The sequence below is a fragment of the Paraprevotella sp. genome (assembly GCF_986071375.1).
Window position 1 is genome coordinate 19,118 of the sequence record NZ_CFQRNQ010000030.1, and the last position, 10,425, is coordinate 29,542.

Genomic DNA, 10,425 nt, shown 5'->3' on the forward strand with positions numbered 1-10,425 from the left:
GGACTGCATGGAATACATGAAGTCCGTTCCCGACAAGTTCTTTGAACTGGCAGTGGTTGACCCTCCGTATTTTGACGGACCCAACAAATTAGGCTATTATGGGAAGGAAATCTCATCCTTCGGCATAAAACGGCCGGCATACAAGGTAAAACATTGGGGAATTCCTTTAAAACGCTTCTTTGAAGAATTGTTCAGGGTCAGCAAAGAACAAATAGTATGGGGTGTGAACTACTACCCTTATGGTATTTTCTCTTCCGGCAGAATTGTCTGGAATAAAGTTAACGGGAAAAGTTCCTTTTCTGATTGTGAAATCGCCTTCTGTTCCATGATTGATACGGTAAGAATGTTCACCTACATGTGGAACGGAATGTGCCAAGGTAAATCATTGAAAGAAGGACACCTTCAGCAAGGGGATAAACGTAAAAATGAAAAACGGATTCACCCGACACAGAAGCCGGTCGCTCTGTACGCATGGTTGTTACAGAACTATGCCAATCCTGGCGACAAGATCCTCGATACCCATTTAGGTAGCGGGAGCAGCCGGATAGCAGCTTACAAGATGGGCTTCGATTTCTACGGGACGGAAATAGACAAAGAGTATTTCGATGCGCAGGAGAAACGATTTCGGGAAGAGTGTTTGGGAGAAATTAGACTGAGAAACGGCAATGTATATGTACAAAAAGAACTGTTTGAATTATGAAATTGGATAAAAAGATAGACTACTCCATCAACCTTTTGCGCAAGGCCGAACCCATGGCCTTGCGTTTAGACCCCGAGAATGGGTTTTATCTGGCTTTCTCCGGTGGAAAAGACAGCCAAGCCCTTTACTATATCGCACAAATGGCAGGCGTGAAATTCAAGGCCCACATGAACCTTACAAGTGTAGACCCACCAGAGGTTATTCGCTTTGTGAAACGGAATTATCCAGATGTGGAGCTGATAAAGCCGAAGATGAGTATCTACGATATGGCTTTAAAAAAACATCTAATTCCGACACGAACTATTCGATGGTGCTGTGCTGAGTTCAAGGAAACATCCGGCGCAGGAAAGGTTACGCTGACAGGCATCCGCAAGCAGGAAAGCACAAGACGCAATAAACGTAATGAATTTGAGACCGGCAAAAATGGCAAAGCATCGTTCAGCGGAACGTTCGACCAGTGGGAAGAACACGAAGAAACAATGGCAATTTGTGTAGGGGGGAAGGACAAGATATTAATTTCACCAATCATCTACTGGACTGAGCGTGATGTCTGGGAGTTCCTTAACGAGGTGGTGAAAGTTCCGCATTGCAAGCTGTATGATGAAGGTTACAGACGGATAGGCTGTATTCTTTGCCCGATGTCGAATTACAAACAAAAGATTAAAGATTTCCAACGTTTTCCCCATGCCAAACATAAGTGGATTCAGACCATCCAAAAGTTAATTGATGGTGGATATATCAACCACAGCTTCCAAGATGCGGAGTTCGGTTTCCGATGGTGGATAAGCGGCAAGAGCTTCGACAAGTTCTATGCAGATGAAGTATTGCAACAGAAAATTGATTTTGAATGAGTAAAACAAAACTATATTACCTATTCCTGGCAGTCATATGGTGGCTGCTGGGGTAGGTGGAAAGGAGATAAGATGAATAAGATATTTACCATTGCTTATTCAGAGGAAGAAGCAAACGAAATAGGACACTTCATAATGAGTAAAGGCTATGAAGGTGTTCAGAATGACAGCTACAGATATTGTGATATAATGATTGATGCTTGTCTAAGAGAAAATAAAGAACACCACAAAGACCATATTTATGTAGGTGTAAATGGTTATCAAATGGTTGTTGCAAAGACAAAGAGAGGACTAAGACGCAACGGCCTGAAATACATTGAGAAGAAACGAAAATTCTATGAATTATTAAGCAGATATTGAATTATGAAACAAGAAGATATAGAAAAAGCAGCAGTAGATAGCTGTGTTTTTGAAAACAGTATTTTTAATCCTGCATTAACACCGTATTACCAACAAGGATTTAAAGATGGTGCAGACTGGCGCATCAACAGCGTGTGGCATGATGCAAGCGAAAATCCCAAATTGAATAAATTCTTTGTATTTGAAAACAAATGCAATGAATGGGAAACCGATTGCCTTTACCAACATCAAAAATGGAACATTCATGTTGCCGTAAATGATTTGATCCGTTGGGCTTACATAGAAGACTTACTACCTAATACGGAGGAATGAGTATGTTAGAAATCTTAGAATTTATATTTCAGGACTTTTTCCATTGGCTCGGTACGGTAATACTCATTATCTGTATTCCTTTTCCATTTAGCCATAATAGTTTCATTAGTATCAAAAATGAAAATAAGGAGGATTGAAACATGAACTTGAACGAACTGAGAGACCGTGCCTATAAGACAGCTTGCGAACACGGTTGGCACGAAGAAGAATACAGTAACGAACATTACCTCTGCCTGGTCATATCCGAACTGATGGAAGCCTTGGAAGCCGACCGGAAAAGGATGCACGCGTTCAGGAACCCGTTTGAAGATTTCATATCGCGTTTCACAAAAGACCCTGAACATGCCTACAAGGTCGCTTTCGACGAATACATCAAAGACACGGTCGAGGACGAACTTGCCGATGCCGTGATACGCCTGTTCGACCTTGCCGGACTGAAAGAAATCGATTTGGAAAACTTCGATTACGAAGAAAGCGATACGTTCGATTATGAAGGGATTCCGTTCACGGAAGCCATGTTCTCCATCACAAGGGAAATCACGGGCGGATGTACGGACGACGATGTGTTGGAAGACAAGGTACATTCCGTCCTGAACGAAATCTTCTCTTTCTGCGCCGCACAGGAAATAGACATCGAGTGGCACGTAGGGCAGAAGATGCGCTACAACGAACTTAGGAGTTTTAAACACGGAAATAAAAAGTATTGAAACAATGAAGAATAGAATCTACATAAGCCTTCCCATCAGCGGACGGGACATTGGGCAAGTGGAATCAGCCATAAAGTCAGCTTCCGCACAGATAGAAAAACATGGCTTCAAGGCGGTGTCTCCCTTGGAAGTGTCTCCCGACCCCGAATCAAGTTATGCCGTACACATCGGGCGCGGCATCACCGCATTGCTTGAATGCGATGCGGTCCTTGTCCTGCCCGGATGGGTGGAATCCAAAGGATGCGCACTCGAAATGGAAGCCGCACGTATTTATGACAAGAAGATACTTACGAACTATGGAATGTTGGACTATTACGCAAAGGAGGTGGAAAATGAATAACGATATGCCAAAAGTCGTAAGTAAGGGCAAAGTGAAGCTCTTAGATATTGAGATAACGGTGTGCGTTCTCGATAACGGACAAAGGGTTATCCCGGAGGACGATATGAGGAAAGCACTCCTGTTTTTAGGGATTCCCCAAAAAGATATTGAGTACCTGTTGAATCCGAAGAGAGATAAAATTATATAAATTCCATTTTCAAAATTATCATTATTGATAACTTTGTATTATATTTGCACCATGACAAGGAATATAGCTACTTATGCTAAACATAGAATATAAGGATGAAGAGCTGAAGTTGTTTATAGAAACCGGCAAAAGCAACGATAAAAGATATAAGAAATTGAAAAGCAACGCCGTATTCATGAGGGATTTGCGCATGGTGATTAACTTGATGAGACCGGTTGACAATGTCAAGGAATTACACATGTTTAAAAAACTCAACTACGAGCCTTTGCATTATGATTACGAGGGCTATTCAAGTGTACGGATTGGATTCACTTCCAAATATCGGCTCATATTTGAAGAATTTGAAAATGGAATCAGGATATGCCTGATTGAAATAAGCGAGCATTATGGAGACAAATAGCAAAAAAGAAACGATTCCTTTCGTAGCCACTCATCCGAGTGAAATAATTGCCGATGAGATAAAAGCCCGCGGAATGAAGAAAACTGAATTTGCAGAAAGGATGGGGATGCAAAAGCCCAACGTCACCCGTTTGCTGAAAGGGGAAAATATAACCCCGTCTATTGCCGCAAAATTGGAAGCTGCATTGGATATTCCGGCAGACATGTGGATGAAGCTTCAATTGCAATATGACAAAGACACGAAAGCCATCGAACGGCGTGACAATCTGGAGAAGGAAGCCATAGCTACCGAAATGATGCTTTCTTCCTTGTTGAATTTGCCGGAATTGTATAAGCGGCTTGGAATAAATGCTTGTCTTTTTATACAGAAAAAGTTGGAAATACTTTCAGGGCTTTTGAATTTCAATCCTTTGGAAATAGGGAAAATGAATTTTGTCCGTCAGTCCCTGTATAAGAAGAGCGACAAACTTAGTTTTGATGAAAGAAATCAGAACACATGGCTTGTCTTGGCCTATATAAGTGCCATTAAAAACAATCCGTTGCAACCTTATACGAAAGGCGGTGGTGTCAGTGCAGCTAAAACAATAGCCGGGCATGTCCACAAAGGCACATTGACGGAAGCAACGCTAAAACAAGTTTTAAATGACCACGGCATTTCCTATTCCGTTGTCCGTAAATTAGATAAAACGCCTATTGACGCAGTTTCCATGATGACTGGAGAAACACCTGCCATTATTACCACGCACCGTTATAATGACATGAGCAGGCTTGTATTCAACGTGTTGCATGAATTAGGACATGTAGAACTGCACTTCAATGGGAACGACGTGGAAAACTTGTTCATATCCTCGGACGAAACATATTCCTTGGACAACAAACAGGAAAAGGAAGCAAACACATTTGCCGAAGACATACTCATAGACAAACACATTTGGAAGAAGATGATGGAAAGTGGAACAAACAGCATATCGACGAGAAATATCGTAAATAAGCTGAAAGCATTGTCTGAGAAATATGAACTTGATTCCAATATAGTAATTTGGCGTTATAAATACGAAAGCCACAATTACAAGTTGTTTGGAGTGAAACCGGTACCTATCCGATAGGATTATCCCGTCTGAAACTCGTATAGCCCCTGCTTTGGATTTCAGACACATAAGAGCACCGGATTCCCGTTTCCGGTGCTCTTTTTTATACCCGACACCTACCGTGCCGGGCTTCTTGTTATATATAAACCCTAAAAAATATTTAGTATGAACAAACCCGATGATAATTTAAGATTGCTTTTCGTTTATTACGATTCCTGCAACGCCTTGTTGGAAGCCTTCTGTGAGAAGCACGGCTTCGACTATGAGGATGCCCGCAAAAGTTGGGTCGCCGGATGCGTGGGCGAAACCGTATGTTGCGGAGACTATTTCTTCGACATGGACGTGATAGTCACCGACCTGAAAGAAAACGCCCCCGAAGGGGAACTGCTGCGTTGGTATGACTACACCCTGGAATGCCATTCCCTCGGCACGAACGGATGCAATTATTCCTCATGGCTCAAAGGATGCCCGCGACTGTCAGAAGATGAAATGGCAGAAATCAGGGTATGTCAAAAGATTGTGGAGGAAGCAAGGGAACAGCTAAATGAATGTGTAACCAAGTATAAGGAAAGGGGATTTTGATGATGGTTAAAAATATGAAAGGAGAATATACAATGGCGACAGGAAAAAATGAATACCTATGGCACAAGGCATGCCTCGCAGCCATGGCCAACAACCAACTCACCCAAGAATGGGAAGTCAGGCTCTATGCAACCTCGCTCTACAATGCGATGCTGTGGGGAAGAGGGACAAATTGAAAATAAAAAGGGGGCCGGCCCGCACGACCAAGCCACCCCCAACGATTATTCCGTCACAAATATACGGATTTCTAATTAAATAATCGTGTCATGGAACTGGATTTTGATAAAATCATACGTATAAGGAAAATCAGAAGCGTAAAATCGGACTTGTCCAAGGAAGAAAACATACTTACCCGACCGGTATTGTCCGACAAGAAACTCATCCCCAAGATTTATAATGTCTTCACAAGTCTTATCAGCGATAGGGAATGCAAACCGGCCACAAATACAGTGATTCAACGGAAAAAGTTCATCTTCATAGTCCTTTATCTTTATTCCCCGTCCTCTTTGGCCGGGGACAAGATGGCTCCCGGATTGCGTGATGAACTGTCCGGTGTGTTAGGTGTACAAGCTAAAAGCACAATATCCAATAATTGTGCAAACCTTGTTTTCCTTTATCAGAATTATACATCCTTCCGTAAGGATGTGGAATACCTGTGCAACAAGATTATTTCATGGTTGAAATCCCATGAGTTGGTAGAATGAAAAGTAATATTTCTATTACAGATTCCAATTCAGCACAGCCATAAGCCGGCAATAATCCATATACGGAAGATTGTCGGCAATGGCTATGAGTTCATCTATGTACACGTTTCTTCGCATTTCTCTCGATTTCCCTGCGCTGACGGCGGTTTACGCCATACAGCTTGGCATATTCATTCAGTTTAACTTTTTCCTCGTCAGACAGGAGGTCATAGACTTCCTGACCCCGTTTGCCGGATATGATGGCTTTCAATACGTTCAACATCCCAACTCCTTTCTACAATGTTCGCACAAAAATTTCTTTGCAACCGGAAACATCTTCTGCCCGACGTAACCGCTAAGATACTGCGCTTCCTCCCCATACGGGTCAATCCCGGATGCCTGCGAAATATGACGGCACAGATGCCCCTTTTCGTGATCCCATGAGTTCTGAAACTGCTCCGGTGTGGAAGTGAGGGAAAGCACCATCACCGTTTCACGGTCGTGGAAATTTGAATAAGTCAGCCCGGTATTCAAGTTGCCTTCTGTCAGATTGCGGTATGCCTGTCTCAACGAATAACCGCGGCATCCACAATCATACAGGTCTTTCATTATCCGTTCAGTCCAATAGGTTGTAACGGCATAGTACACCCTCACGCTCCACCCATACTTCGGTATGTAGAAATCCTGCACTATCATAATGTTACATCATATCCTCCCAAATGATTGGTGTACCCGAACCAATACAATCCGCATAGAAGCGGGTAAAAGGAAGCCCGTCATAACCGTCAGGGTCATCAATGTAATCCTTGATGAACAATGCAAGATGGGATTCATCGGCTATCGAACTCTTATAATAATCCGCCTTGCCCATGTTGGCCGCATACACACAGTCGTACCCTGCATCCTTCTCCAGCTTGATGCCGTATTTTTTCAACAACTCTTCCACCTCGTCCTTCTTCAATGCATCTAGCTTTTTCTGTTTCCCGGTGGATTCGTCCTTGGTTTTCATTTTCGACACGGCCCACTCGCACATCTTCTTCGAGAAGTGCCACCCGTATTGCGAAATATATTCCTTCATTCCCGAAGGAAACCGGTCATAAGCATCCAGTCTCTGTCCCATAATCTTCTCCTTTATGATTTAGTAAAAGAGAGGGGAATTCCACCCCTCCCGTATCAATAAAACTCACCATTGGCACGTCTGCGCCGACGTTCTCCCATCTCATCCATTCGGGGATACTCCGGGAAGTAACCCGGCATACGGCGTTCGCCCATATCGTAACGTTCACCATACCCCCTGTTGCCATATCCGTTTCCGCCACTGTAGTTTCCGCTTTCACGGAACCCCATTCCGCCCCGCATCTCGTTCATGGCCTTTTCATATCCGTGACGGCATCCTTCCCTGTAAGCTTCTTCAATCTCACCGCCGTCTCTCATACCGAAGCCGCGTCCGTAATCGTCACGCCCTTCTTCCAAAATACTCCACATTCCCATAATCATTTCTTTGTTTTGGATGTGTCAGAACCAAGACCAAACTGTTCCATCAGTTGCTTGTTCAATGTCATAAGGTCAGCCATATTCCGGCTCATTTCAGCCATTTGACTTTTCAAGTCCAATATTTCCTTTTCTTGTTGTTGCTTTGCTACAACCTCCGGGTTTAAAGCACAAAGCATCTGCTCGCATGAAGAAAGAAACTTCTTATGATATTCAACGCTTTTAAGTATTTCTTCACTCTTTTGTTTCATCGTAAGAATTTCAACATTCATCTCCTCACGTGAAGCAGACACAAGAATACCATTCTTTACATCATCAGCAATGTCAAGATTGGCAGGCATTTCGGTTATAGTAACAGTATCCCCGTTACTGACACTTGCAACAATATCCACTACTTGAACAGGCTGTGGATAAAGAGTATTGGGAGTGTTTTTATAAACAGTCCTTAGATTCTTTACTGTTACAACCTTACCACATTCAAGAACAGGGTCAGCCCCTCTATGAAGAATATATAAGGTATTGTTTGGTCTTAAATTCTGAAACATGATTGTTTGACTTTTATGAGGGAGCCTGCGAAACACAGACCCCCGCCTTGTTATTTACTTGCTCCAAAAGAAGCGGTTTCTTTTGCCCGTGTCGGTGCTGGTGCCGAAGTCGGTCTGTAACCTCCATTCACCAGGAACAACTCATTCGTGTACTTGTTGTAATGGATTTCATAGATACCCTGTCCGGCAAGATTGGCCACTGTTACAGGCTCATTGTTGTAAGCCATCAGCGGACGTGTGTCACCGTTCGTGCCTATCAGAATAGGCAGCGTCTGAGTTGTCCCGGCCGGGATGTCCTGACGGAGACTGATGTAGAACCCACCGACATAGTTCCTGCCATAGAAGGCATGGTTCGGAAGTTCCAGAGTGACATTCTCCGTACCCACATTCACCGCCACGGTCGGCAGGGTATTGTAGTTTACCCTGCCAAGTCCCGGAAACCCGAACGGAAATCCTGTAAAAAAGTTAGGCCACATAGCTTACCTCCTTTCTTACATTATCCCCAATAACCTCCATTGCATCCGCAACCATATCCGCTCCGACCGTAAGCGTCACCGGCATAAGCACCGAAAGCAGCTGCACGGTAAGTATCAAGATTTACACCTACGATATTAGGATATTGTACGGGTACGGTTTGCGGCATACGGCACTTGATTCCGTCCACATCCCCCTGCAAAGCCTGCAAACCTGCTGCCAACGGAGCGATCTGCTGGCCTACTGCATTCAGGATAGTAGCGTTCTGGTTACGCTGTGAGATTTCAGCCGTCAGGGTAGCCTTCTCGGCCGTCAGGGCTGCAATCTTATCCTGCAAAGCTTGATTTTGAATGGCATCAAGTTTCGCGAGTATGGCATTCGTGTTCGCCGTAGCTCCGTCACGCAATGACAGTGTGTTCTGGTTGGCTGTGTTCACAAGTTGGTTCGTCTGGTTGCACATGGCAAGCTGATTCTCATATCCCATCGTTGTGATGGCATTCTGCGTCTTGCAGCAGCAGTCAGCAAGCTGTGTCAGGATAGCCTGATTCCCGCTTTGCATCGCATTGATGATTTGGTTGGTAGACAAGCCGACCTGATTACCAACCTGTGTAATGCTGTTCTGAACGTTGCACAAGGCTGTCTGAATCTGTTGCGTAGAACAGTTGAACGAAGAAGCCAACTGGGAAATAGCGTTCCCGTTACCCTGTATGGCCTGCATCAGCAATTCACGTCCCGAATTTCCAGCCAGTTCCGCAGGCAATCCGTTGCAACCGTTACCGCCACGTCCGCCAAAGAAACCACCGTTGCCGTTCCATCCGAAAATAGAAGCAATCACCACCAGCCAAATGATAGACCACCATCCGTCCTGTCCTCCAAAGCCGTTGCGGTTACCCATCAAGGCAAGCAGGTTGGGGTCAACGCTTCGTCCTCCTCCAATCATGCCGGGGAGCAATGCAGTGATGTCCATTTTGCTGCCTCCGCTGGTACCATCGCTGTTAAAAACATAAGTTCTCTCCATAATGTATCTTTTAAATTAAACGTTACAAGGTCAGGCATATCCTGACCCTGCAAAACTACAAATACATTATGTCACTCAAAATCAATCTTTTCCCAACTCATTCCCGATTCTTTCCCGATATATTCCCATCATTTTCCCACACCTCACACGCGAGGAAAAATTGGATAGCATATAGTTTACCGCGCGTTTCGTCTTGCGCACCAATAATGCAATCCGGGAAGGGTAGAAGCCCTCCTTAAAAAGGAAATACACAAGCAAGTAACGTGCATCAACCACCTCCGTTTCCTTGCTTCCCGACAATATGATTCTTGGTGAAATCTCCGTTTCCCTGCTGACAACCTGAATAATCTCATTAAAAATATCTTCCTTGCACATACAAAATCCGATTTTTATTCATATCTTTGTCATACCACATGACAAGGCGTTTATATACAACGATAGCTCGCGATGAAGACATAAAGCCCTCAACGCGCGAGCTATTTTCGCGTCTTGTCATGTGGTAATGCAAGGAACGTTGGGGGCTTTTTTATACTCCCGTCCCCGAAGGAGTAAACATTACTTTTTCAGCCTGTACACAAACCTCCCGAATCCTATAAGGATGCAAACGACCACGGCCACGAGCGCAAAGCCCCCATAGTGCAGCTTCGTTTCCTCCCACCTCGAAAGCTTCCGCTCCACAGGATAAGGC

The 10,425-nt window shown here is 44.1% G+C and carries 20 protein-coding genes; 12 read left to right on the forward strand and 8 right to left on the reverse strand.

All coding sequences use genetic code 11. From position 1 onward, the window contains the following. Positions 1-7 precede the first annotated feature (7 nt). The 12 genes from AC5RDV_RS12710 (at position 8) to AC5RDV_RS12765 (ending at position 6,230) form a co-directional block, all read left to right on the forward strand. On the forward strand, positions 8-700 hold the full coding sequence (locus AC5RDV_RS12710; RefSeq protein WP_253271030.1) for a DNA methyltransferase: 693 nt from the start codon (positions 8-10) through the stop codon (positions 698-700). Further along, the gene (locus AC5RDV_RS12715; RefSeq protein WP_282747850.1) at positions 697-1,551 is read left to right on the forward strand and encodes a phosphoadenosine phosphosulfate reductase family protein; all 855 of its coding nucleotides are present in this window, start codon (positions 697-699) and stop codon (positions 1,549-1,551) included. Before AC5RDV_RS12710 ends, AC5RDV_RS12715 begins: the two co-directional genes overlap by 4 nt. Before the next feature lie 72 nt (positions 1,552-1,623). Continuing rightward, positions 1,624-1,911 (forward strand): hypothetical protein, encoded by a 288-nt coding sequence (locus AC5RDV_RS12720; protein ID WP_282747849.1) that lies wholly within the window; start codon positions 1,624-1,626, stop codon positions 1,909-1,911. A gap of 3 nt (positions 1,912-1,914) precedes the next feature. Next, positions 1,915-2,223, forward strand: coding sequence for a hypothetical protein (locus AC5RDV_RS12725; protein WP_282747848.1), 309 nt, complete (start codon positions 1,915-1,917; stop codon positions 2,221-2,223). 140 nt (positions 2,224-2,363) lie between these two features. After that, positions 2,364-2,930 carry a nucleoside triphosphate pyrophosphohydrolase family protein gene (locus AC5RDV_RS12730; protein ID WP_282747847.1) on the forward strand — a complete coding sequence of 189 codons (567 nt, stop codon included), beginning with the start codon at positions 2,364-2,366 and terminating at the stop codon, positions 2,928-2,930. Between the two features lie 4 nt (positions 2,931-2,934). Next, positions 2,935-3,270, forward strand: coding sequence for a DUF4406 domain-containing protein (locus AC5RDV_RS12735; protein ID WP_282747846.1), 336 nt, complete (start codon positions 2,935-2,937; stop codon positions 3,268-3,270). Beyond that, positions 3,263-3,457: a hypothetical protein gene (locus AC5RDV_RS12740; protein ID WP_008626158.1), complete on the forward strand. Its 195-nt coding sequence runs from the start codon at positions 3,263-3,265 to the stop codon at positions 3,455-3,457. The genes AC5RDV_RS12735 and AC5RDV_RS12740 overlap by 8 nt, the downstream gene beginning before the upstream one ends. 73 nt (positions 3,458-3,530) lie before the next feature. Then, on the forward strand, positions 3,531-3,857 hold the full coding sequence (locus tag AC5RDV_RS12745) for a hypothetical protein (RefSeq protein WP_282747845.1): 327 nt from the start codon (positions 3,531-3,533) through the stop codon (positions 3,855-3,857). Further along, complete coding sequence (locus tag AC5RDV_RS12750; protein ID WP_008626154.1) at positions 3,844-4,962, forward strand: helix-turn-helix domain-containing protein; 1,119 nt, start codon at positions 3,844-3,846, stop codon at positions 4,960-4,962. Before AC5RDV_RS12745 ends, AC5RDV_RS12750 begins: the two co-directional genes overlap by 14 nt. A 147-nt stretch (positions 4,963-5,109) precedes the next feature. Next, the gene (locus AC5RDV_RS12755; RefSeq protein ID WP_282747844.1) at positions 5,110-5,526 is read left to right on the forward strand and encodes a hypothetical protein; all 417 of its coding nucleotides are present in this window, start codon (positions 5,110-5,112) and stop codon (positions 5,524-5,526) included. A gap of 32 nt (positions 5,527-5,558) precedes the next feature. Beyond that, positions 5,559-5,702, forward strand: coding sequence for a hypothetical protein (locus tag AC5RDV_RS12760; RefSeq protein WP_172604656.1), 144 nt, complete (start codon positions 5,559-5,561; stop codon positions 5,700-5,702). A gap of 90 nt (positions 5,703-5,792) precedes the next feature. Beyond that, a complete protein-coding gene (locus AC5RDV_RS12765; protein WP_282747843.1) occupies positions 5,793-6,230 on the forward strand; it encodes a hypothetical protein in 438 nt (145 codons plus the stop codon). 91 nt (positions 6,231-6,321) lie between these two features. Here the strand turns inward: AC5RDV_RS12765 and AC5RDV_RS12770 are convergent, their stop codons facing one another. The 8 genes from AC5RDV_RS12770 to AC5RDV_RS12805 form a co-directional block, all read right to left on the reverse strand. Then, positions 6,322-6,492 (reverse strand): hypothetical protein, encoded by a 171-nt coding sequence (locus tag AC5RDV_RS12770; RefSeq protein WP_008626149.1) that lies wholly within the window; start codon positions 6,490-6,492, stop codon positions 6,322-6,324. Next, positions 6,486-6,905 (reverse strand): hypothetical protein, encoded by a 420-nt coding sequence (locus tag AC5RDV_RS12775; protein ID WP_130892488.1) that lies wholly within the window; start codon positions 6,903-6,905, stop codon positions 6,486-6,488. The genes AC5RDV_RS12770 and AC5RDV_RS12775 overlap by 7 nt, the downstream gene beginning before the upstream one ends. Positions 6,906-6,909: 4 nt before the next feature. After that, on the reverse strand, positions 6,910-7,329 hold the full coding sequence (locus tag AC5RDV_RS12780; RefSeq protein WP_008626147.1) for a DUF7841 family protein: 420 nt from the start codon (positions 7,327-7,329) through the stop codon (positions 6,910-6,912). Positions 7,330-7,382: 53 nt separating this feature from the next. Beyond that, entirely contained in the window at positions 7,383-7,700 is a 318-nt protein-coding gene (locus tag AC5RDV_RS12785; protein WP_040602666.1) for a hypothetical protein, read from the reverse strand. A 2-nt stretch (positions 7,701-7,702) separates the two neighbouring features. Further along, positions 7,703-8,245 (reverse strand): hypothetical protein, encoded by a 543-nt coding sequence (locus tag AC5RDV_RS12790; RefSeq protein WP_008626145.1) that lies wholly within the window; start codon positions 8,243-8,245, stop codon positions 7,703-7,705. A gap of 50 nt (positions 8,246-8,295) precedes the next feature. Next, positions 8,296-8,721, reverse strand: a complete 426-nt coding sequence (locus tag AC5RDV_RS12795) for a hypothetical protein (RefSeq protein ID WP_008626144.1) — start codon at positions 8,719-8,721, stop codon at positions 8,296-8,298. 20 nt (positions 8,722-8,741) lie between these two features. After that, positions 8,742-9,737 (reverse strand): hypothetical protein, encoded by a 996-nt coding sequence (locus tag AC5RDV_RS12800; protein WP_282747842.1) that lies wholly within the window; start codon positions 9,735-9,737, stop codon positions 8,742-8,744. Positions 9,738-9,818: 81 nt separating this feature from the next. Then, positions 9,819-10,112, reverse strand: a complete 294-nt coding sequence (locus tag AC5RDV_RS12805; protein ID WP_282747841.1) for a hypothetical protein — start codon at positions 10,110-10,112, stop codon at positions 9,819-9,821. Positions 10,113-10,425: the final 313 nt, after the last annotated feature.

Bases quoted from the DNA above. Each gene is read 5' to 3' on its own strand.
- AC5RDV_RS12710 (WP_253271030.1), top strand. From the start codon at position 8: ATGGAATACATGAAGTCCGTTCCCGACAAGTTCTTTGAACTGGCAGTG.
- AC5RDV_RS12715 (WP_282747850.1), top strand. From the start codon at position 697: ATGAAATTGGATAAAAAGATAGACTACTCCATCAACCTTTTGCGCAAG.
- AC5RDV_RS12720 (WP_282747849.1), top strand. From the start codon at position 1,624: ATGAATAAGATATTTACCATTGCTTATTCAGAGGAAGAAGCAAACGAA.
- AC5RDV_RS12725 (WP_282747848.1), top strand. From the start codon at position 1,915: ATGAAACAAGAAGATATAGAAAAAGCAGCAGTAGATAGCTGTGTTTTT.
- AC5RDV_RS12730 (WP_282747847.1), top strand. From the start codon at position 2,364: ATGAACTTGAACGAACTGAGAGACCGTGCCTATAAGACAGCTTGCGAA.
- AC5RDV_RS12735 (WP_282747846.1), top strand. From the start codon at position 2,935: ATGAAGAATAGAATCTACATAAGCCTTCCCATCAGCGGACGGGACATT.
- AC5RDV_RS12740 (WP_008626158.1), top strand. From the start codon at position 3,263: ATGAATAACGATATGCCAAAAGTCGTAAGTAAGGGCAAAGTGAAGCTC.
- AC5RDV_RS12745 (WP_282747845.1), top strand. From the start codon at position 3,531: ATGCTAAACATAGAATATAAGGATGAAGAGCTGAAGTTGTTTATAGAA.
- AC5RDV_RS12750 (WP_008626154.1), top strand. From the start codon at position 3,844: ATGGAGACAAATAGCAAAAAAGAAACGATTCCTTTCGTAGCCACTCAT.
- AC5RDV_RS12755 (WP_282747844.1), top strand. From the start codon at position 5,110: ATGAACAAACCCGATGATAATTTAAGATTGCTTTTCGTTTATTACGAT.
- AC5RDV_RS12760 (WP_172604656.1), top strand. From the start codon at position 5,559: ATGGCGACAGGAAAAAATGAATACCTATGGCACAAGGCATGCCTCGCA.
- AC5RDV_RS12765 (WP_282747843.1), top strand. From the start codon at position 5,793: ATGGAACTGGATTTTGATAAAATCATACGTATAAGGAAAATCAGAAGC.
- AC5RDV_RS12770 (WP_008626149.1), bottom strand. From the start codon at position 6,492: ATGTTGAACGTATTGAAAGCCATCATATCCGGCAAACGGGGTCAGGAA.
- AC5RDV_RS12775 (WP_130892488.1), bottom strand. From the start codon at position 6,905: ATGATAGTGCAGGATTTCTACATACCGAAGTATGGGTGGAGCGTGAGG.
- AC5RDV_RS12780 (WP_008626147.1), bottom strand. From the start codon at position 7,329: ATGGGACAGAGACTGGATGCTTATGACCGGTTTCCTTCGGGAATGAAG.
- AC5RDV_RS12785 (WP_040602666.1), bottom strand. From the start codon at position 7,700: ATGGGAATGTGGAGTATTTTGGAAGAAGGGCGTGACGATTACGGACGC.
- AC5RDV_RS12790 (WP_008626145.1), bottom strand. From the start codon at position 8,245: ATGTTTCAGAATTTAAGACCAAACAATACCTTATATATTCTTCATAGA.
- AC5RDV_RS12795 (WP_008626144.1), bottom strand. From the start codon at position 8,721: ATGTGGCCTAACTTTTTTACAGGATTTCCGTTCGGGTTTCCGGGACTT.
- AC5RDV_RS12800 (WP_282747842.1), bottom strand. From the start codon at position 9,737: ATGGAGAGAACTTATGTTTTTAACAGCGATGGTACCAGCGGAGGCAGC.
- AC5RDV_RS12805 (WP_282747841.1), bottom strand. From the start codon at position 10,112: ATGTGCAAGGAAGATATTTTTAATGAGATTATTCAGGTTGTCAGCAGG.